The 20,408-nt window shown below is 63.7% G+C and carries 21 protein-coding genes; 5 read left to right on the top strand and 16 right to left on the bottom strand.

What is annotated here, in order from left to right:
• Positions 1-741 precede the first annotated feature (741 nt).
• The 3 genes from GM909_RS02615 (at position 742) to GM909_RS02605 (ending at position 2,250) form a co-directional block, all read left to right on the top strand.
• A complete protein-coding gene (locus GM909_RS02615; protein WP_198174098.1) occupies positions 742-1,008 on the top strand; it encodes a DUF982 domain-containing protein in 267 nt (88 codons plus the stop codon).
• A 103-nt stretch (positions 1,009-1,111) separates the two neighbouring features.
• On the top strand, positions 1,112-1,348 hold the full coding sequence (locus tag GM909_RS02610; protein ID WP_157014661.1) for a hypothetical protein: 237 nt from the start codon (positions 1,112-1,114) through the stop codon (positions 1,346-1,348).
• 449 nt (positions 1,349-1,797) lie between these two features.
• Complete coding sequence (locus GM909_RS02605; RefSeq protein WP_157014660.1) at positions 1,798-2,250, top strand: DoxX family protein; 453 nt, start codon at positions 1,798-1,800, stop codon at positions 2,248-2,250.
• A 192-nt stretch (positions 2,251-2,442) separates the two neighbouring features.
• Here GM909_RS02605 and GM909_RS02600 read toward each other — a convergent pair whose 3' ends face one another.
• From GM909_RS02600 to GM909_RS02575, 6 genes are all read right to left on the bottom strand, one after another.
• Positions 2,443-2,973: a MerR family transcriptional regulator gene (locus GM909_RS02600; RefSeq protein WP_157014659.1), complete on the bottom strand. Its 531-nt coding sequence runs from the start codon at positions 2,971-2,973 to the stop codon at positions 2,443-2,445.
• 222 nt (positions 2,974-3,195) lie between these two features.
• Positions 3,196-3,516 carry an integration host factor subunit alpha gene (locus GM909_RS02595; protein WP_157014658.1) on the bottom strand — a complete coding sequence of 107 codons (321 nt, stop codon included), beginning with the start codon at positions 3,514-3,516 and terminating at the stop codon, positions 3,196-3,198.
• Positions 3,517-3,622: 106 nt separating this feature from the next.
• A complete protein-coding gene (locus tag GM909_RS02590) occupies positions 3,623-4,594 on the bottom strand; it encodes a beta-ketoacyl-ACP synthase III (protein WP_157014657.1) in 972 nt (323 codons plus the stop codon).
• Between the two features lie 37 nt (positions 4,595-4,631).
• Positions 4,632-5,699, bottom strand: a complete 1,068-nt coding sequence (gene plsX, locus GM909_RS02585) for a phosphate acyltransferase PlsX (RefSeq protein WP_198174097.1) — start codon at positions 5,697-5,699, stop codon at positions 4,632-4,634.
• A gap of 104 nt (positions 5,700-5,803) precedes the next feature.
• Positions 5,804-6,364 (bottom strand): YceD family protein, encoded by a 561-nt coding sequence (locus tag GM909_RS02580; protein WP_157014655.1) that lies wholly within the window; start codon positions 6,362-6,364, stop codon positions 5,804-5,806.
• Positions 6,361-6,918: a ubiquinol-cytochrome C chaperone family protein gene (locus GM909_RS02575; RefSeq protein ID WP_157014654.1), complete on the bottom strand. Its 558-nt coding sequence runs from the start codon at positions 6,916-6,918 to the stop codon at positions 6,361-6,363. Before GM909_RS02575 ends, GM909_RS02580 begins: the two co-directional genes overlap by 4 nt.
• 108 nt (positions 6,919-7,026) lie before the next feature.
• Between GM909_RS02575 and GM909_RS02570 the strand changes: the two genes are divergently transcribed.
• Entirely contained in the window at positions 7,027-7,548 is a 522-nt protein-coding gene (locus GM909_RS02570; RefSeq protein WP_157014653.1) for an outer membrane protein assembly factor BamE, read from the top strand.
• Positions 7,549-7,696: 148 nt separating this feature from the next.
• Here GM909_RS02570 and GM909_RS02565 read toward each other — a convergent pair whose 3' ends face one another.
• From GM909_RS02565 to glyA, 9 genes are all read right to left on the bottom strand, one after another.
• Entirely contained in the window at positions 7,697-9,835 is a 2,139-nt protein-coding gene (locus tag GM909_RS02565) for a sodium-translocating pyrophosphatase (protein WP_157014652.1), read from the bottom strand.
• 209 nt (positions 9,836-10,044) lie between these two features.
• Positions 10,045-10,764: an NYN domain-containing protein gene (locus GM909_RS02560; protein ID WP_157014651.1), complete on the bottom strand. Its 720-nt coding sequence runs from the start codon at positions 10,762-10,764 to the stop codon at positions 10,045-10,047.
• A 97-nt stretch (positions 10,765-10,861) separates the two neighbouring features.
• Positions 10,862-12,085, bottom strand: a complete 1,224-nt coding sequence (locus GM909_RS02555; protein WP_157014650.1) for an MFS transporter — start codon at positions 12,083-12,085, stop codon at positions 10,862-10,864.
• A complete protein-coding gene (nusB, locus tag GM909_RS02550) occupies positions 12,082-12,489 on the bottom strand; it encodes a transcription antitermination factor NusB (RefSeq protein ID WP_235911627.1) in 408 nt (135 codons plus the stop codon). Before nusB ends, GM909_RS02555 begins: the two co-directional genes overlap by 4 nt.
• A 97-nt stretch (positions 12,490-12,586) precedes the next feature.
• Entirely contained in the window at positions 12,587-13,036 is a 450-nt protein-coding gene (locus tag GM909_RS02545) for a 6,7-dimethyl-8-ribityllumazine synthase (protein WP_157014648.1), read from the bottom strand.
• Between the two features lie 129 nt (positions 13,037-13,165).
• Complete coding sequence (locus tag GM909_RS02540) at positions 13,166-13,783, bottom strand: riboflavin synthase (protein ID WP_157014647.1); 618 nt, start codon at positions 13,781-13,783, stop codon at positions 13,166-13,168.
• Positions 13,783-14,859: a bifunctional diaminohydroxyphosphoribosylaminopyrimidine deaminase/5-amino-6-(5-phosphoribosylamino)uracil reductase RibD gene (ribD, locus tag GM909_RS02535; RefSeq protein WP_157014935.1), complete on the bottom strand. Its 1,077-nt coding sequence runs from the start codon at positions 14,857-14,859 to the stop codon at positions 13,783-13,785. The genes GM909_RS02540 and ribD overlap by 1 nt, the downstream gene beginning before the upstream one ends.
• 56 nt (positions 14,860-14,915) lie before the next feature.
• Positions 14,916-15,383 (bottom strand): transcriptional regulator NrdR, encoded by a 468-nt coding sequence (gene nrdR, locus GM909_RS02530; protein ID WP_157014646.1) that lies wholly within the window; start codon positions 15,381-15,383, stop codon positions 14,916-14,918.
• Positions 15,384-15,417: 34 nt separating this feature from the next.
• Positions 15,418-16,728: a serine hydroxymethyltransferase gene (gene glyA, locus GM909_RS02525; protein WP_157014645.1), complete on the bottom strand. Its 1,311-nt coding sequence runs from the start codon at positions 16,726-16,728 to the stop codon at positions 15,418-15,420.
• 339 nt (positions 16,729-17,067) lie between these two features.
• Between glyA and GM909_RS02520 the strand changes: the two genes are divergently transcribed.
• Positions 17,068-18,813, top strand: coding sequence for an adenylate/guanylate cyclase domain-containing protein (locus GM909_RS02520; protein ID WP_157014644.1), 1,746 nt, complete (start codon positions 17,068-17,070; stop codon positions 18,811-18,813).
• A 238-nt stretch (positions 18,814-19,051) separates the two neighbouring features.
• Here the strand turns inward: GM909_RS02520 and GM909_RS02515 are convergent, their stop codons facing one another.
• The gene (locus tag GM909_RS02515; RefSeq protein WP_157014643.1) at positions 19,052-20,299 is read right to left on the bottom strand and encodes an OmpP1/FadL family transporter; all 1,248 of its coding nucleotides are present in this window, start codon (positions 20,297-20,299) and stop codon (positions 19,052-19,054) included.
• Between the last annotated feature and the right edge of the window lie 109 nt (positions 20,300-20,408).

Here is a 20,408-nt window from a genome sequence, read left to right as displayed (position 1 = left end):
CATTTTGGCGAAACGCCGAGTACAGTCGTCCCAGATAGATTGCAACGCACAGCATGATATTTACGGCGAGCGTCTGGCGGTAACCGACTTCACCCTGTGCATGACGTCAGTCATCTCAAGTGTCAAGGTTGCGCCCTCCGGGAAGCGCTCATTCTTCCGATTGATGGAGGGCGTCCGAGGTTTCCAATGACCCCGAATGGGGACGGACGGGAGAGGCAAGGCCGGATGCGGGCGATGAGCTGAGCGCCTGTCGTAAGGCCGCGCGCTCGGTCGGGCTTGAAACGAACCACTAGGCTTCTGTTCCGCCAGGCTGACTGCACGCGAAGCCATTTCAGTGCCGTTGCAAACAAATGCACGGCCCGTTTCGGAGACACGGATTGCATTTCGAATCCGGCCGGGTTTCGCGGAAATGCCGTCGGTTATCGGCCCGCTGTACGAAACATGGCTCACGTTCCGCCAAAGCGCCCGGTGTGAGCCGCCCTCTACGAGCGGACTCACACCGGGACCGGCACCGGAAGGGCGGGGGCGGAGACCGGCACCGGTCATGAAATCTGTCGCGCTTTTGCGGCGCATGTCAGATGCCTTTTCGACGTAATGCCACCATCGAAGGGGCAATTTTGACGCGGCATTGCGTCACTTCCCTTCCCGGTTGGAGGTAAAAGGCTTGCAAAACAGGCGAATATGGCCTTTGGTGCGCCTGGGCGGGTTGGTGTTGTATTGTACGATTGCCAGCGTATGCCCATGCAAAACAGACGCTTTCACCTGCCGGTCATTGTCCAGCCGGGCCGTCTAGACCGTACCATCGTGGTCACCGACACGCGCAGCGCGGCCGACATTCTGGTTCGCCGCTGGCGCTGGCCGCGCACGCAGCGCTACATGCGCGCCGCCGAATGTTGCCTCGAGGTCGCCAAGGGCCGCAAGCCTCCCCATCTGGCGCGCCGCGCGTTCATTTCGGCTGCCAGGGAAGCCCGTATCCTGATCGACGATCGCCCCGACCAGAGCGCCTGAATGCCGCGGCACTCACGGCAATTTCATTATGCCGGTGCGCTAATGAAGCGCTATGATCGCCTTCCAGCACGGTATTCGTGCCTGCTTGTAGGGGAGCAGCGACATGCGCATTCAGGTCGCGCCGGCAAAACGCCTCGGCGTGAAGACGACCATTTTCAACGCACCGCTAGAACTTAACTCGATCGCCAATGGCAACAAGGAGGAGGTCGAGTTCAGCTTTTGCGCCGCAGGTGTGTACGATCCACGATCGAAATACCGCTACACGGTCAATCTGTCGCGCAATGAACTCGAGGCGCTGGCCGTTGTGAACGCGAACGCGGAGCAATTTGGCGATCGGTAGCGCGCGTTTGCTTCAAACGGAAACGTTTGAAGCGAAGTTATGCGCGGCAGATCAACATGCTGGAGCATGTATCTTTCGCTCAGACGATTCCATTTGAGCGGGACACAGCCTAGCGATAGCCGACGCGGTGTTAGAGCAATTCCAGGAGAAGTGGAAGCCGGTTCTCCGTCCGGAATTGCGTCAAATCAAAGAGTTGGATCGTTCATCGATTCCGTGAAGCGATGAACCGATCTAGGGCCGCAAGAACCCAATCTGAATCGGGCAGAATATCCTGCCAGGCAACGCGCACTGCCTGGACAGCCCCCCGGCCCTGCCTTGGGTGAATTTCGAAATCCGCACATTTTGACGCGTGATCGCTGTGTTCAACAATTTGCGCGTTTGCATACTTGACGAATATGCGTATTTGCCGCTTCGCTGCAATGCAGCATTACACGACAACGAGGATCTCCATGAGCATCAATGAAAGCACCGAGCGAAACAGTTTGATCATTCCGGCCCTGTCGGGACTCTATTCCAGCCTTCACACCACGGCGGAGACGCTGCTTCGCGTGGTCGCCGGTCTCGCGCTCGCCGTGCATGGCTCGCAAAAGATAGTCAATCCGTTCGGCGCGGCCGGAATGGTCGAAAGTCTCGGGTTCTATCCCGGTGAGTTCTGGTCGTTTGTCTTGTCCTGCACCGAGTTCTTCGGCGGCATCCTCATCGCCATCGGCCTTCTGACGCGCCCGGCGGCCTTTGCCGGCATGATCGTGCTTCTCGTCACGGTCTGGTTCCACTGGATCACCCAGGGCCAGGGCTACCCAGGCGCAGAAAAGTCGATCCTTTGGGCGGCGATCCTGTTCTTCTTCGTCATCCGCGGGGCCAACAGCCATTCGGTGGACGCGCGCATCGGCCGCCAGTTCTGACACGGCTCAAGGGATCCCCTGCGCCGCCGGTGCGGGGATATCCTGGATCGCTTCACGGAACCGGTGAAGCGATCCGATCTTTTGAATTGACGCAATCCCGGACGGAGAACCGGCGTCCACTTCTCCTGGAATTGCTCTTTGTTTCACGCAATCCCGGACGGAGAACCGGCGTCCACTTCTCCTGGAATTGCTCTACCGGACCTGGTCGAGCAGGCGCTTACACTCCAAGAGGTCGAACAGCGCCTCCTGGAGCAGGGCGCGATTGTCACGCGACAGCTTGCTGTCGCCGCCCTGAACGGGCCCCTCCTCCTCCGACTTGCCGAGACCGAAGAAGCGGCGGCTGGGCTTCGCCTTCGCCTCGCCCACCAGCATCTCGTCCTCGCCCGCCTTCCTACTCTCCGCGGCGGCTTCCTGCTGCTTGCGCTGGGCAATCGCCTCGACGGCAGCGAGATCGCCGCTGCCGATCGCGATCACGAACTGGTTGCCGTTTTCACGCAGGAGCTTCTGCACGCCCTTGATGGTGTAGCCCTGGTCGTAAAGCATGTGGCGGATGCCCCGGATGAGATCGACATCCTGGGGCCGATAATAACGTCGTCCACCGCCGCGCTTCAGCGGCTTGATCTGGTTGAAACGCGTTTCCCAGAACCGCAGCACATGCTGCGGCAGGTCCAGTTCCTCGGCCACCTCGCTGATGGTCCGGAAGGCGTCAGGGCTCTTTTCCATGACTTTCACCGTCGCAATGCACCGGAGCGCATTGAGAGCGAATGGGACGCAGCTCCGCTTCGCATCCCGCTCCCGTTGGCAGGCTCGGCCTCCCACAATCCGCGTCGCCCCGCTTCACAAGCTCAGGCGCGACCGAACCGATTCGCCTATATTTCACAGCTTTGAAGCGCTTTGCACAAGCCCTGGACGATGCCGCTCGAGGCGACGTATCTTCCAGCCGCGTCAGCCCGACTTGCCACGCGCGTTCTTGTGGGAGTCGAGGATACGGTTTTTCAGAACGTTGGACGCCTTGAACGTCATGACACGGCGCGGCAGGATCGGCACCTCCTCGCCGGTCTTCGGGTTGCGGCCGATCCGCTCGTTCTTGTCGCGCACGTGGAAGGTAGCGAAAGACGAAATCTTCACCGTCTCGCCACGCACAACCGCGTCGCAGATCTCGTCAAGGACCATTTCGACCAACTGGGCGGATTCGGTACGCGACAGGCCGACATTCCGGTAAACGGATTCGGCGAGATCGGCGCGAGTGATTGTCTTTCCCCCCATTCGACGGTCCGTTCTAAATTTGTCAATTGATACAAGGCGCTGAAACGTTAGGGAATTGGGCGTTGAAGGTCAAGGACGAAGCTTGCCGCCACGCGCGATTTACAACCTACCAGCGCAAGAGAACCGCGCCCCAGGTAAAGCCGCCGCCCATGGCTTCCAATAACACGAGGTCGCCCTTCTTGATGCGCCCGTCGCGCGCCGCCTCGCACAAGGCGAGCGGAACGGAGGCAGCGGAGGTATTGCCGTGCTTGTCAACGGTTACAACGACCTTTTCTTCGGCGATGCCAAGCTTCCTGGCAGAGCCGTCGATGATGCGCCTGTTGGCCTGATGCGGCACGAACCAGTCGAGATCGTCGGCCGTGATGCCGGCCTGCGAGAATGTCGATTCGATCACGTCGGTAATCATTGCGACAGCATGTTTGAACACTTCCCGGCCTTCCATGCGCAGATGGCCGACAGTTCCGGTCGTCGACGGCCCCCCATCGACATAGAGCTTTTCCTTGTGTGCGCCGTCCGAACGCAGGCTCGCCGCCAGCAGGCCGCGATCGGCGATGGTGCCCTCGCCTTCGGCCGCTTCGAGCACCAGCGCGCCCGCGCCGTCGCCGAACAGCACGCAGGTCGAGCGGTCGGACCAGTCGAGGATGCGTGAAAATGTCTCCGAGCCGATGACGAGCACGCGCCGCGCCATGCCGCCGCGAATATACATGTCGGCGGTGCTGACGGCATAGACGAAACCGCTGCACACGGCCTGCATGTCAAAGGCGAAGCCATGCCGCATCCCCAGGCGATCCTGGACCTCGACGGCGGTTGCGGGAAAGGTGTTGTTGGGCGTCGAGGTGGCAAGCACGATCAGGTCGATATCGTCCGGCGTCAGGCCGGCATTGGCGAGCGCATCGCGGGCGGCCGCCTCGGCCAGCGAGGCGGTGGTCTCGTCGTCCGAGGCTATATGGCGCTGGCGGATGCCGGTGCGCTGAATGATCCACTCGTCCGAGGTTTCGACAATGCCCTCGAAGTCGGTGTTTCGCATGATCTTTCGCGGCAGCGCACAGCCGACACCGCGGACAGTCGAACGAATCATGATTAGCCCCTGTTTGCCGCAAGCCACGGCCAAATCCTCATTTGCCGCCTTCGGCGGCCGCATCTTCCATAACCGGCCGCGGGTGCGGTTCGCGGGAATGGAACAGATCGATATCGACCCGGATTTTGTCGATCAGCCGATTGCGGACCATGTCATATCCGAGCTCGACGGCGGCGGCAAAGCCTTCGTCGTCCGTACCGCCGTGACTCTTGACCACGATCCCGTTGAGCCCGAGGAACACGCCGCCATTGATCTTGCGCACGTCCATCTTCTCGCGCAACCGGTCGAAGGCGCCCTTGGCCAGGACGTAGCCGATACGCGCCAGCAGGGTCCGGCTCATGGCGGCGCGTAGATATTCCGAGATCTGCCGGGCGGTACCCTCGGCGGATTTCAGCGCGATGTTGCCCGAAAACCCTTCAGTCACCACGACGTCGACCGTGCCCTTGCCGATGTCGTCACCTTCCACGAAGCCGTGATAATCCATCGTCTTCAAGGCGACGTCGCGCAGCATCTGGCCGGCCTCGCGGACCTCTTCCTGGCCCTTGATCTCTTCTACCCCGACATTGAGCAAGCCAACGGTCGGCCGCTCGACCTGGAACAGGGCGCGCGCCATTGCGGCGCCGAGAATGGCGAAATCGATGAGCTGATGGCTGTCGGCGCCGATCGTCGCACCGACATCGAGCACGATGCTTTCACCGCGGATGGTCGGCCATATGGCGGCAATGGCCGGCCGCTCGATGCTGGCCATGGTACGCAGGCTGAATTTCGACATCGCCATCAGCGCGCCGGTGTTGCCGGCCGAAATGCAGACCTCGGCCTGGCCGCTCTTGACGGCCTCGATGGCCTTCCACATCGAGGACTTCCAGCGCCCCTGGCGCAGCGCCTGGCTCGGCTTGTCGTCCATGCGCACGGCAACGTCGCAGTGCACCAGCTCGGAAACGGCCGCCACGCGCGGGTGCCTCGCCAGTTCCGGCGCGACGCTGTCCTCGCGGCCGAATATCAGGAAACGTAGATCCGGACGGCGTTCGACGACCTTCTGCAAGCCGGGTATGACGACGGAAGGGCCATGGTCGCCGCCCATGGCATCGATTGAAATTGTGATCACGCGCTTCCCATTCTGTTGCCGGGCCCGTGGCCCCATCCGAAAGCCCGGCGAAAATAGCGTTTTTGCGCCGCCGTACAACCGTCTTTGCGTTGAAGCATGATTGTTCAGGAATTCTTCTTGAGCTGCCGCAGCTTGGCGAAGGGGCTCTCCGGCGCCTTTTCGGCCTCCGGCTCCGTGCTCACCGCGACTGCGGCCCCGGATGCGCCGGGCGCGCGCGGATAGGGATCGATGCCGAGTTCCATGAATTCCTCCGCCAGCGCGCCGACATCGATCGTTTCCCCTTCGAACGTCTCGGGCAGATCGGGTCCGTCGGGATCGACCATGATCTCTTCCTGGCGCAGCGCCTCACGGCGCGCCAGTTTCGAATTCTCCGGCACGAAGACAGCCTCGACGGCCTCGCGAATGGTCGACCTCAGCGGTTCGAGCGTGGCCACGCATGCCTGCACGATGTCGGCCTCGACGGTGCCGCTGACCTTTACCCCGTCGCGCTTCCATTTCTCGACCTTCAGTTCGGCGGTGAACCGGTCGACCTCGACAAGTTCGTGCTCGCGCGCCAATGCCTCCAGTTGCTCAGGTGCGGCTTCAATGCGCACCGGCAGGCCCTTTTGCGGCAGCCGGGCAACATTGACGCGGAACGATACGGGACTTTCGGAGGTCGGTTTCATATGTCCTTCTCCTCGCGGGCCGACGCGGTGGGAAACGCCAGCCGCCCTTGCAGGAAATCCTCAACGGGCTGTCGGTTCAAGGCTTCGCTGGCTTCAAGCGTGTATCGCGCCAGCGCCTCGGACTGCGGCCAGTCGGCGCTTTCCGGCATCACATTGCGCCGCAGCGCCTCTCCCAGGGCCGTAACATCGCCGGCGTCGACTGCGCCGCCATAAGAAGCGGTCCGGCCGTAGAACATGCGCGCCAGTTTCTTCATGCGTTTGGGGATGCCCATATCGCCAATGCCCAGCGCGCGCAGCGAATCATCGACTTCGGCGAAAAACCGATCCGTGAGATCCTGCGCCAGGTCGCGCACCTGGCCCTCCTCGCCCTTGACGCGGTGCAGGAAGAGGAACATGTGCAGCGACAGCATTTCGAAGCGCCCGAGCGGCGTATCGGGCACCTGCCAGGCGGCGTAAAGCTCGGGTTGCCGCGCAGCCGCCACGATATCACCGTAGAGTGCATCAATGATCGGCTGGTTTGCGTTGCGGCCAAGGCCGAACAGCTTCTTGAACATGTCGGTTATTCTCTTGATTGGCCGCATATCGAGCGGCCTGGTTGCATCGGCGCCGAAGCTGGTTTACCGAGTTCGCGTTCAGGCGCAAGCCGAACAGGGCCAGATCCTATGGAGATGTCGTTGCCGTCGCCTGTTTTCAATATGCATTTGAGCCGTCGTAGAGGAATCCTCGTTGCCGCCCTGGCGGGACTGGCACTGTCGGGATGCAATGCCGGCAGCACGCTGTCGCCCACCGAGACGATCACACAGGGCTATGTCATCGACGAACAGCAGCTCGAGCTGGTTCCGCCCGGATCGAGCCGCGAGCAGGTCCTGCTTGCGCTCGGAACGCCCTCGACCACGGCCACCTTCGACAACGAGGTCTTCTACTACATATCGCAAAAGCGGGTGCGCCCGGTCGCCTTCATGAACCCGCGCATCGTCGACCGCAAGATCCTGGCCGTCTATTTCGGCGAGGACGATCGCGTGACGCAGATCGCCAATTACGGCCTGCAGGACGGCAAGCTCTTCGACTTCATCTCGCGCACGACGCCGACGGCCGGCAAGGACACCAATTTCATCGGCCAGATGCTGACCGGGCTGTCGGGCACGCCGCAATTGCCCGGCTCGCAGGGCGGCCCGCCGCGCTAGCGCGCATTCGCTTCAAACGGAAACGTTTGAAGCAAAGATATGCGCGCCAGTTGGAGCATGTACGTTCCGTGCCGCCCTCCACGGTGCAAAATGAAACCCGCGGAGCCGACTGCCCCGCGGGTTCTTGGTTTTAGGCTCCGCGTCCCGGTCAGTGCGCCAGCACGGCCAGCAGCAGGAGCGCCATGATGTTGGTGATCTTGATGGCCGGATTGACGGCCGGTCCGGCGGTGTCCTTGTAGGGATCGCCGACCGTGTCCCCGGTGACGGACGCCTTGTGCGCCTCCGATCCCTTCTCGTGCTTGACCCCATCCTTGTCGGTAAACCCGTCCTCGAAACTCTTCTTGGCATTGTCCCAGGCGCCGCCGCCCGAGGTCATGGAGATCGCCACGAAAAGCCCATTGACGATAACGCCGAGAAGCGTCGCGCCGAGGGCGGCAAACGCCGCCGACTTGGAGCCTGAGATCAACAGCACGCCGAAATAGACCACCAGCGGCGCCAGCACCGGCAGGAGCGACGGCACGATCATTTCGCGGATCGCCGCCCTGGTCAGAAGATCCACGGCGCGCGCATAGTCTGGCCGTACCTTGCCTTCCATGATGCCGGGGTTCTCGCGGAACTGGCGGCGCACCTCCTCGACGATCGCGCCCGCCGCCCGGCCCACCGCCGTCATGGCGATGCCGCCGAACAGATAGGGAATGAGGCCGCCGAACAGCAGACCGGCCACGACATAGGGGTTGGACAGGGCAAAGGAGACGTCTCCCATACCGGCGAAATAGGGAAACTGATCCGGATTGGCGGCGAAATATTCCAGATCGTAGGAATAGGCGGCAAACAGCACCAGCGCTCCGAGCCCGGCCGAACCGATCGCGTAGCCCTTGGTGACGGCCTTGGTCGTGTTGCCGACGGCATCCAGGGCGTCAGTCGACTGGCGCACCTCCTTGGGCATCTCCGACATTTCGGCAATGCCGCCGGCATTGTCCGTCACCGGTCCGAAGGCGTCGAGGGCGACGATCATCCCGGCAAGGCCGAGCATGGTGGTGACGGCGATCGCCGTACCGAACAGGCCGCCGAGCTGAAAGGTCGCCAGGATGCCGCCGATGATGACGATGGCAGGCAGGGCGGTGGCTTCCAGCGACACGGCCAGCCCCTGGATGACGTTGGTGCCGTGGCCGGTAACGGACGCCTGGGCGATGGAATTGACCGGCCGCTTGTTGGTGCCCGTGTAGTATTCGGTGATGACGACGATCAGCCCGGTGACAACGAGGCCGACGATGCCGCAGGTGAACAGATCCCAGCCGGTGATGGACACGCCGTTGATCGTGCCGAGCGCGCCCCAGCCGACGGTGAGCGAGGTCGCCGCCGCGATGCCGATGATGGTCAGCGCCCCGGTCACGATGAGCCCCTTGTAGAGCGCTCCCATGATCGAGCCGTTGGTGCCGAGCTTGACGAAGAAGGTGCCGATGATCGAGGTGATGATGCAGGCGCCGCAAATGACCAGCGGATACATCATGGCGGCCGAAAGCATTTCGGAACCGGCGAAGAAGATCGCGGCGAGCACCATGGTCGCGACCACGGTGACGGCGTAGGTCTCGAACAGATCCGCCGCCATGCCCGCGCAGTCGCCGACATTGTCGCCGACATTGTCGGCAATGGTGGCCGGATTGCGCGGATCATCCTCGGGAATGCCGGCTTCCACCTTGCCGACGAGATCGCCGCCGACATCCGCGCCCTTGGTGAAGATGCCGCCGCCGAGGCGGGCGAAGATGGAGATGAGCGAGGCTCCGAAGCCGAGCGCCACAAGCGAGTCGATCACGGTGCGGTCGGACGGCAACAGGCCCATGGGGCCGATGAGGACAAGGTAGTAGACCGACACGCCGAGCAGCGCGAGGCCGGCCACCAGCATGCCTGTAATGGCACCCGACTTGAAGGCGATGTCGAGACCGGCGGCAAGGCTGTTGGAGGCGGCTTGAGCAGTGCGCACATTGGCGCGCACGGAGACGTGCATGCCGATGAAGCCGGCAGCACCCGAAAGCACTGCCCCGATTGCGAAGCCGACGGCCGCCGCGCTCGACAGGAGCAGCCAGGCAAGAATGAAGACGACGACGCCGACAATGGCGATCGTGGTGTACTGACGCGTAAGATAAGCCTGCGCCCCCTCCCGGATGGCGCCGGCGATTTCCTGCATGCGTGCACTGCCCTGGTCGGCCGCGAGGACCGACTGCGTCGCCCAAATGGCATAGAGGACAGAAAGCAGGCCGCAGGCGATGACGACGTAAAGCATGGTCATTGCCGATTATCCCTGGGTTAGGTCCGAAAATCCCCTCCCGGACCGTTCTTTATATGCGGGCCGGATAGTGCTGGAACGCACTGCGAGACCGGCCCGTCACCGGGGATTAAGGCGACACCATGCCGCAGCGTCAAGATAGGACAGCGCTTTTGCCCTGTTTTCGCCTGCAGCGGCAAGCCGGCACAAGCTTCTCGCCGACCCGCACCGGGTTACTTGCGCTTGACCTGGACGACGCCGCCGCCATTGGCGCTCGATCGGCGCAGCTCGACCTTTTTCATCGCTTCCATGAGATTGCTCAGTTTCCTGAAGCCGTAGTTGCGCGGGTCGAATTCGGGCATGCGCTTGGTCAGGATCTGGCCGACTTCGCCCAGATTGGCCCAGCCGTCCTCGCCGGAGGTGTCCTCGACCGCGGTCAGGATCTCGTCCGACGGCAGGTCGGCGTCCTCCACCTCTGCCGCCGCCTCCTCGCGGCGCTCCTCCTTCAGCAGGCGGTCGCAATAGAAGAACCGGTCGCAGGAGCGCACATAGGGTTGCGATGCCTTCTGCTCGCCGAAACCGTAGACGGAGACGCCGTCTTCGCGGATGCGGCTCGCCAGGGTGGTGAAGTCGCTGTCGCTCGAGGCGATGCAGAATCCCTCGATCTGGCCGCGATGCAACAGGTCCATCGCCTCGATCGCCAGCTTCATGTCGGTGGCGTTCTTGCCGACCGCTGCCGGCGGGATGTGCACCGGCGTCAACGCGTAGTCATGAACCAGCGGCTGCCAGGCGTTCATCGATGAGCTGCCGAAATGGCCGTAGACCCGTTTGACCGTGACCGTTCCCAGCGCCGAGGCCTCGCGCACGATGATCGGCAGGAAATCGGCCCGGATGTTGTCGGCGTCGATCAGCAGCGCGAGTCGCGCGCGCCGCGGCTGAAGGTCGGTGGACATGGCGCCTCTCTGTTTGCACGTGCGGGAGTAAACCACGTTCGCGCCGCTCGGGCCAACCCGTACCAACGGATCCTGCACCGCCACGGGGCGGCAAGGCTCATTCGGCCGGGATACGGCGGCGCCTGCGGACGGTCGCGAGCCCGCCAAGGGCGGCCAGGCAGAGCACGCACACCGGCAGCACGATCCAGTTCAGCATGTCCCAGCCCCAGGCGTTGTAGACCTGGCCCGACAGGAGCGAGCCCAGGGCGACCGAGCCGAACAGCATGAAGTCGTGCACGCCCTGCACCTTGCCCTTCTCCGCCTCATTGTAGGTCTCCGACACCATGGCGGTGGCACCGATGAAACCGAAGTTCCAGCCGATGCCGAGCAGAATGAGCGCCGTCCAGAACTGCCAGAGGGCGATGCCGGAAAGCGCCACGACCGCGCAGCCGACAAGCAGCATCAGACCGACCGCGACGATGGTCTCCTTGCCGAAGCGGGCGATCAGGCGCCCGGTGACAAAGCTCGGCGCGAACATGGCCATGACGTGCCAGGAAATGCCGAGCGCGGCTTCGTCGGGCGTGAACCCGCAGCCCACCATGGCGAGCGGCGCACCGGTCATGACGAAACTCATCAGCGCATAGGACCCGACGGCGCACAAAAGCGACACGATGAAGCGCGGCTGGCGCAAGATACTCCCGAGCGGCCGGGCCTGGGGCTGGACCCGATCCGCATCCGCCTCCGTGTGCCTGACCTGCCTGGCCGGCAGACGCAGGAAGGACAGGATGACCGCCCCGAGCATCGCCAGCACGATGATGGCCGCGAAGGAGCCTGCAAACATGACGGGCGCGAAAAGCTCGCGCGTGAAGATGGCGACCTGCGGACCGATGATGGCCATGGCGACGCCACCGGCAAGAACGGTCGAAATGGCCTTGGCCTTGAAGGCCGCCGGAGCACGATCGGCGGCAGCGAAGCGATATTGCTGAACCGAAGCGCCGCCGACGCCGACCACCAGCAATCCCAGGGCGAAAAGCCAGAATGCGCCGTTGAACAAGCCAAGCGCGGCCACGAAGCCGCCGGCGGCGGTCGCCACAGTGCCCGAAAGAAATCCGTTGCGCTGGCCGAGCCGGCGCACCAGGAAGGCAAGCGGGATCGCGCCGAGCGCGACACCGACATTGTAGGCCGTGACAGGCAGCGTCGCGAGCGACTTGTCCGCACCGAGCAGGTAGTCGCCGGCCAGCGCGCCCATGGAGATCGAGATCGGAGCGGCGGAACCGACCACGGCGTTCGACGCGGCCAGGATCAGCGCGGCGCGGCGCGCCTCCCTCTCAACCGAACTCATCGCGCGCCCTTGCCGCCTTCTTCCTTGCGCACGCTGCGGGCGACGCGGTCGAGCACGGCATTGACCAGTTTCGACTCCTCGCCGTCATAGAACGCCTTGGCGATGTCGACATATTCCGACACGATAACGGCGATCGGCACGTCGAAGCGCAGCATCAGCTCGTAGACGCCGGCGCGCAGAATGGCGCGCAGCGTGGAATCGATGCGCGACAGCGGCCAGTCGTCCAGAAGCGCCTGGCGGATTACCGGATCGACCTTCTTCTGGTTTTCCACCACACCGGCCAAAATGGCGCGGAACCATTGCGGATCGGCCTCGCGATAGAGCGCCCCGTCGACCTCCTTGCCGAGACGGAACGCCTCATACTCGGCCGTCGTCTCCAAGAGCCCGGTTCCGGCGACATCCATCTGATAGAGCGCCTGCACGGCGGCAAGGCGCGCCGTTCCGCGCTTGTTGGCAGGGCGCAGCGGTTTGTCGGTGCTGTCGGGGGCGGGCGTCAAGGTATCAGGCTCCAAGTTTTCTTCGCAGCGCGATCATGGTCAGCGCCGCACGTGCTGCAAACCCTCCCTTGTCCCCCTCTTCGCGCCTGGCGCGTGCCCAGGCCTGCGCCTCATTGTCGACGGTCAGGATGCCGTTGCCGATGGCCGCCGATTCCTCCACCGACAGCTCCATCAACGCGCGCGCCGATTCATTGGCCACGATCTCGAAATGATAGGTCTCACCACGGATCACGCAGCCGAGCGCGACAAAACCGTCATAATCCGGGCCGTCACCTTCGGCCCCGTCGAGCGCGAAGGAGATGGTGGCGGGTATCTCCAGTGCGCCCGGCACGGTGACGACATCATAGCCCGCACCCACTTCCTCGAGCGCCGCCTTGGCGCCATCGAGCAGCGCGTCGGCAAGGTCGTCGTAGAAACGCGCCTCGATGATCAGCAGGCGAAGGGGCTTGGTCATGTCAGTCTCCGGCGAACCGGTCCATTAGGCCGATCCGGCGCACTCCGCAAGGCGCAGAATGGCATGGCCGATCTTTTTCGACTCGATGGCCCGATGGCGCAACGGGGGTGAGCTGAAGATTGACCGACACTAAAGTCCCTGCTCCGAAGCCTCCTTCAGCCTGGCCGCATAGCGCGCCATGGTGTCGATCTCCATATTCACCAGATCGCCGACTTGGCGCTCGCCCCAGGTCGTCACTGACAGCGAATGCTGGATCAACAGCACGTCGAAGCGCGTTCCCTCGACCGAATTGACGGTGAGCGACGCGCCGTCGAGGGCGACAGAGCCCTTGGGCGCGATGAATTTCGCCAGATGGCGCGGCACTTCCAGCGTGAAGCGGACGGCGTCGCCTTCTGCCTCGCGCGCAACGATTTCCGCCGTGCCGTCGACATGGCCGGAGACGATGTGGCCGCCCAGTTCGTCACCGATCTTCAACGCCCGCTCCAGGTTGATGCGCGTTCCCTCGCCCCACTGCCCGGCCGTCGTCAGCCTCAGCGCCTCCTCCCACGCCTCGACCTCGAACCAGCGCTGGTTGGAACCCGCCTCGGGCAGGCCGACCACCGTCAGGCAGACGCCGGAACAGGCGATCGAGGCGCCGATGTCGATGGTTGCCGGGTCGTAGTTTGTCTCGACGCGCAGCCGCATGCCTTCGTCGAGCGGGATGAGCGTATTGACCGTTCCAATATCGGTGACGATACCGGTGAACATCAGTCCTGCCTCACATATTCGCGATAGTGATCGTCGCCGAAGCGCGCTTGGCGCAACAGCCGGAAACCGGCCGGCACCGGATCGCCGGTGAACGGCGCAGGCACGCCTCCCTCTCCGATCTCGTTCGGCCCGGTGAAAAGCGCGATGCGGTCGACCAGCCCCTCGTCCAGGAAGGCGCGGGCCGCCTCCGCGCCGCCTTCGACGATCAGGCTCGCAAAGCCTTTGGCCGCCAGATCCTCCAGCAGCTCCGGCAACGCGATCCTTCCGTCATAACGCTCCGTGGCCAGCACATCGACCCCCGCCGCCTCCAGTGCGGCTCTTGCCGCGGGGTCCGCGTCCTCACCCACCGCGAGCATCAACGGCACAGCGCCGGCCGAGCGCACCAGCCTGGAGCCGAGCGGCAGCCTGGCCCTGGAATCGAGCACGATACGCGCCGGCGACCGGCTTTCGAGCCCCGGCAGCCGACAGGTGAGTTCGGGATCGTCGGCCAAAACCGTGCCGATGCCGACGAGAATGGCATCGGCCTCGGCGCGCATGACATGCACCTGCGCCCTGGAGACGGAGCCGGTGATGGCGAGTTGCCCCTCGCCCCGGCGGCCGATCATGCCATCGCTCGATACCGCAAGTTTCAGAATCACTTCCGGCCGTTTTTTCACATGGCGCGCGAGGTAGCCCGCCATCAGATCCGCCGCTTCCCCGGCCAGCACGCCTTCGACGACCTCGATGCCGGCATCGCGCAGGATCGTGTAGCCGCGCCCGCTCACCCGGTCGTCGGGGTCGCTCGCCGCACCGACCACGCGGGCAATGCCGGCACTCACCAGCGCCTCCGCGCAAGGCGGCGTGCGGCCGTGATGCGCGCAAGGCTCGAGGGTCACATAGGCCGTGGCGCCGCGCGCCCTCTCGCCGGCCTCGGCCAGGGCCTGCGGTTCCGCATGCGGGCGCCCGCCGATGGCGGTCACGCCGCGGCCGACGATCACCGGGCCCGAGCCGTCATCGGCGACGATCAGCGTTCCCACGGACGGATTGGACGCCGTACGGCCGAGATGACGACGCGACAGGCGGATGGCGGCGGCCATGTAGCGGCGATCGGCTGCGGCTTGCAGCTCGATATCGCGCCCCGCCGGCGTGGCTGTCACTGCTCGACCTCCTCGCCGTCGCCGAGCTCGCCGAGCAATTCCTTGAAATCCTTGGCCTCGCGGAAATTGCGATAGACCGAGGCGAAGCGGACATAGGCGACGTCGTCGAGCGACTTGAGCGCTTCCATGACCAGCCGCCCCACCTCGTCGGAAGCGATCTCGGTCTCGCCGGAACTTTCGAGCTGGCGCACGATGCCGGAGACTGCGCGTTCGACGCGTTCGGGCTCCACATTGCGCTTCCTGAGCGCAATGTTGAAGGACCGCATCAGCTTGTCGCGGTCGAACGGCACCCTGCGGCCCGATTTCTTGACCACCACGAGATCGCGCAGTTGAACGCGCTCGAAGGTGGTGAAGCGGCCGCCGCAATCGGGGCAGACGCGGCGGCGGCGGATCACGGCGCCGTCCTCGGCCGGCCGGGAATCCTTCACCTGCGTGTCTTCAGACTGGCAGTAAGGGCAGCGCATGTGTTCCCTTCGATTCCGACTGCGAGGTCTCTGTTTAGCCCAGATGCGGGTAGAGCGGGAAGCGGTCGGTGAGTGCAATCACCTTCTTCTTGACCGATTCTTCGACCGCGGCATTGCCCTCGTCGGAATTCACCGCCTTCAGCCCGTCGAGCACTTCGGTGATGAGATTGCCGATCTCGCGGAACTCGGCCTGGCCGAAGCCGCGCGTGGTGCCGGCCGGCGTACCGAGCCGCACACCAGAGGTGACGAACGGCTTTTCGGGGTCGAAGGGAATGCCGTTCTTGTTGCAGGTGATGTTGGCGCGCCCAAGCGCGGCCTCGGCGCGCTTGCCGGTGGCGTTCTTGGGCCGCAAATCGACCAGCATGAGATGGTTGTCGGTGCCGCCCGATACGATGTCGAGCCCGCTTTCATCGAGGCTTGCGGCCAGCGCCTTGGCATTGGCCACGACATTCTTGGCATAGGTCTTGAAATCGGGACGCAGCGCCTCGCCGAGCGCCACCGCCTTGGCGGCGATGACATGCATCAGCGGGCCGCCTTGAAGGCCGGGGAAGACGGCCGAGTTCATCTTCTTGGCGATATCCTCGTCATTGGTCAGGATCATGCCGCCGCGCGGCCCGCGCAGCGACTTGTGCGTCGTCGTGGTGACGACGTGGGCATGGGGCAACGGCGAAGGATGCACGCCGCCGGCGACCAGGCCGGCGATATGCGCCATGTCGACCATCAGATAGGCGCCGACCGCGTCGGCAATGGCGCGGAAGCGCTGCCAGTCCCAAATGCGCGAATAGGCCGTGCCGCCGGCGAGGATGAGCTTGGGATTGTGCTCATGCGCCAGCCGCTCCACCTCGTCCATGTCGAGAAGATGGTCGTCGCGGCGCACGCCGTAGGAGATCGGCCGGAACCATTTGCCCGACATGTTGACCGGCGAGCCATGGGTGAGATGGCCGCCTGAATTCAGGTCCAGACCCATGAAGCTGTCGCCGGGCTGCAAGAGCGCCAGGAAAACGGCCTGGTTCATCTGGCTGCCGGAATTGGGCTGAACATTGGCGAACTTGCAGTCGAAGAGCTTCTTGGCGCGCTCGATCGCCAGGTCCTCGACGATGTCGACATACTGGCAGCCGCCATAATAGCGCCGGCCCGGATAGCCCTCGGCATATTTGTTGGTGAGCACCGTGCCCTGCGCCTCCATGACGGCGCGGCTGACGATGTTTTCCGACGCGATCAGCTCTATTTCGTGACGCTGGCGGCCGAGCTCCTTGCGCACGGCGCCAAAGATTTCCGGATCCAGCTCTTCGAGCGGCAGATCGAACGGGTTGGCGGTCGCGGAAGCGGCGGTGGCTGTTGCCATGATATCTTGATCCTCAGCGTTTGGGGGTGGATTCAGACAGGGCGCGCATTAACACAACTCGTCTCCGACTGCCACGTCGCCTGGCGAAATTTGCTGGCCGCCTTGCGCCAAATGCCGTGGCCGGCGCCATCTCGGCGTCCGCGCCGCGACCCGCCGAAAGGACATATTTCACATTCGCCCGCAAATGGATCAGGCATGTTGTCCTCGGGTCGTATTGCGGACGTGACGTCGATGACAAGTACATCGATCAGGCGTCGTCACAATTTGCAGCGCGCAGCTTCCGGCGTGTTCTTATTTGCACGTCTGCATGATAGTATCCGCGCCCGGTAGGGAACCACGATGGAACACAGGCTTGCCGCCGTACTGGCTGCCGACATGGCGGGTTATTCCCGCCTCATGGAAGCGGACGAAAAGGGCACGCTGGCGCGGCTGCGCACCCATCGCATAGAACTCATCGACCCGGCCATCGCCAAGAATCACGGCCACATCATCAAGACCACCGGCGACGGCATGCTGGTGGAATTCCAGAGCGTCAGCGACGCGGTGCACTGCGCAGCGGAAATCCAGGACAGGATGCGCCGGCGCAATGCGGACGTTCCCGAAGACGGTCGCATTCAGTTCCGCATCGGGATCAATATCGGCGACATCATATTCGATGACGGAGACATCTACGGCGACGGCGTCAACATCGCCGCACGGCTCGAGCAGCTCGCCGATGTCGGCGGCATCTGCGTGACGCAGGCCGTCCACGACCAGGTCCTGGACAAGGTCGGCCTGTCTTTCGAAGACCTGGGCGAGAAAAGTCTGAAGAACATCTCGCGCCCGGTGAAAGTCTGGCGCGCCGTCCTCAACGGGCAAGCGGGAACCACGAAGACCAAGGCCGACGGGATGAAGGGCACGACGAGCGCCCGCACCTCGATCGCGGTTCTGCCCTTCGCGAATATGAGCGGCGATCCGGAGCAGGAATTCTTCGTCGACGGCCTGACCGAGGACATCATCACAGAACTGTCGCGCCGCCACGAACTCTTCGTCATCTCGCGCAACTCGAGCTTCGTCTACAAGGGCCGGGCGGTGAACATACGCGAGGTGGCGCAAAAGCTCGGCGCGCAATATCTGGTCGAAGGCAGCGTGCGCAAGTCGGGCGAGCGGTTGCGTGTCACCGTCCAACTCATCGACACCGCCAGCGATGCCCATATCTGGGCGGAACGCTATGACCGCAAGCTCGACGACGTCTTCGCCATCCAGGACGAGGTGACGGCGGCGATCGTGGCCACCTTGCCCGGCCGCGTGGAGGCGGCGCAGCGCGACCAGATCGCGCGCAAGACCCCGGCCAACCTCGCCGCCTATGAATGCGTGCTCGCGGCCAAGGTGCTGCATCACCGGTCCACCCACACCGACAACAAAGAAGCACAGAAGCTGATCGGCCGGGCCGTCGAACTCGATCCCGATTATGCGCACGCCCATGCCTGGCGCGGCTGCATACTCGGCCAGGCTTGGGTCCATGGCTGGTGCGACGACAAGGACGCCGTCTTCGAGCAGGTCGTCTCGGAACTGGAAACGGCGCTGTCGCTCGACGATAATGACGCCGACGTGCACCGCATCCTGGCGGCCATCGCGGTCAACCAGAATGATCTGACCCGGGCGCGCCACCACCAGGAACGCGCACTGGCGCTCAATCCGAACTACGACCTCGTCGTCGTCCAGCAGGGCGAACTGCTCACCTGGCTCGGCCGACCGCAGGAAGGCATCGAGTGGATCTTGAAGGCGATGCGGCTCAACCCGCACCATCCGGAGCGGTTCTGGAGTCATCTCGGCAAGGCGTATTTCAATGCCCGCCAATATGGAGACGCCATCGAGGCGTTCATGCATCTTTCGACCATGGACGCCTTCCAGCACGCCTTTACGGCCGCAGCCTATTCATGGCTCGGTGACGAGACCGCGGCCGCAGCCCATGCGGCACGGGCAAGACAGGCCGATCCGGCGTTCACCTTCGAGACGATGCACGCCACGCTGCATTACGGCAAGGAAGAGGACGTGGACCACGTGCGCGAGGCACTGGTGAATGCCGGCATTCCCATAGGTTGAACGACCGCGGCACCGCGCGGAGAAGAAACGCGCGGTGCCGACTTACGCCCCCCAAAAGGCGATCCAACTCATTGCTTGTCAGCAATTCCACACGGAGAACCGGGGGCCACTTCTCCTGGAATTGCTCTTTGTCTCACGCAATTCCGGACGGAGAACCGGGGGCCACTTCTCCTGGAATTGCTCTTTGTCTCACGCAATTCCGGACGGAGAACCGGGGGCCACTTCTCCTGGAATTGCTCTATCCGCCAAACTTGTAGCGGAAGCCCACGGAAATGATGTCGACGCTGCCCTCGGCCGTACCGGCATAGCGGATGCCGGCCGTCGTCTCGTCAATCGGGCCGTCATCGACGAACAGATGCGAATAGCCGAGGTCGAGGGACAGCTTTTCGTTCCAGTCGTAGCTCGCCCCCACGCTGGCCCAGATGCGGTCGGCGTCGGGCAGGCGAATGGAGCGGTGCTCGTCCTCGGTCGGGGCGATCTCGTAGCCGACGCCGGCGCGCAACGTCAGCTCGGGATTGTACTTGTATTCGCCGCCAAGCGAGAAGAACCAGCCGTCCTCGTAATTGAGCGCCAGATCCGCGCCGACGGGCGAGCCCTCGAACGGAACCGTCTGGATGCGGCTCCAGTTCGTCCATTCCATGCCGGCCATCATGGTGAAGCTCTCGGTGATACGCTGGCGCAGACCGACCGAGATGGTTTCGGGCAGGTCGATATCGGCGCCGATCGGGTAAGAACCGGCGGGAACCAGCCCGCCGCCGACGGGAATGTCGAAGGACTGCGTTCCTTCGAGCGACTGCTTGATCATCGAGCGGTAGCCGATGCCGATCGTCGTGCCGTCCATCGGCGTGAAGGTCAGGCCGGCCACGAAGCCGATGCCCCAATCGTCGCCCGAAACACGCTGTTTGGGCGGCCCGGCGATCGGCGCCAAGGCCGACTTGATGTCGACGTCGAAATACTGCACCTGCAGACCCACCGCGATGCTCAGCATGTCGTTGATCTTGACGCCGACGATGGGCGTGGCGTTGAACGACACCGCCTCGGCCTCGAGATGGCTGATCATGCCGACCCACGGCGCATCCGACGTCGTGGCCAGGCCGTAGGGCGCGTTGATGCTGAGACCGAAATACAGCCTGTCGTTGACCGGCATGGCGAAATAGGCCGTCGGCACCACACCGATCTCGCCGACATTGCCGCCATTGCCGAAACCAAGTGGCGCCAACGTCGAACGGGTCGGCTCCACGTCCAGTTTGGAACGCGGGAAGATGCCGGTCACATTGCCTTCCACGACGATGCCGTCGACGATCGTCACCGCGGCCGGATTCCAGAACATCGAGCTGATCGAATCGCCCGGCGCCGCCATGCCGGCAAAGCTCGAACCCTGACCGTAGGCCGACTGCTCGCGAACCGCAAAGCCGCCCGCATCAGCCGTTGCAATCCCCGCCACCATTGCGGCCAATGCAGTCGATGCAAAAAGAGAAGCGCGCATGCGTCTTCACCCTCCCTCAATTGCTGTCCATACGCCATCAGGCGATGGGCCGTCCTCCGAATTGATGGGCAGCTTGCACCAAAGTTTGGCGGCCAACAATTGCCGTCAC

Source organism: Mesorhizobium xinjiangense (assembly GCF_009749525.1).
Classification (GTDB): domain Bacteria; phylum Pseudomonadota; class Alphaproteobacteria; order Rhizobiales; family Rhizobiaceae; genus Mangrovimarina; species Mangrovimarina xinjiangensis.
Note: the sequence above shows the minus strand (reverse complement) of the source record. Positions and strands in the feature narration are given on the sequence as shown.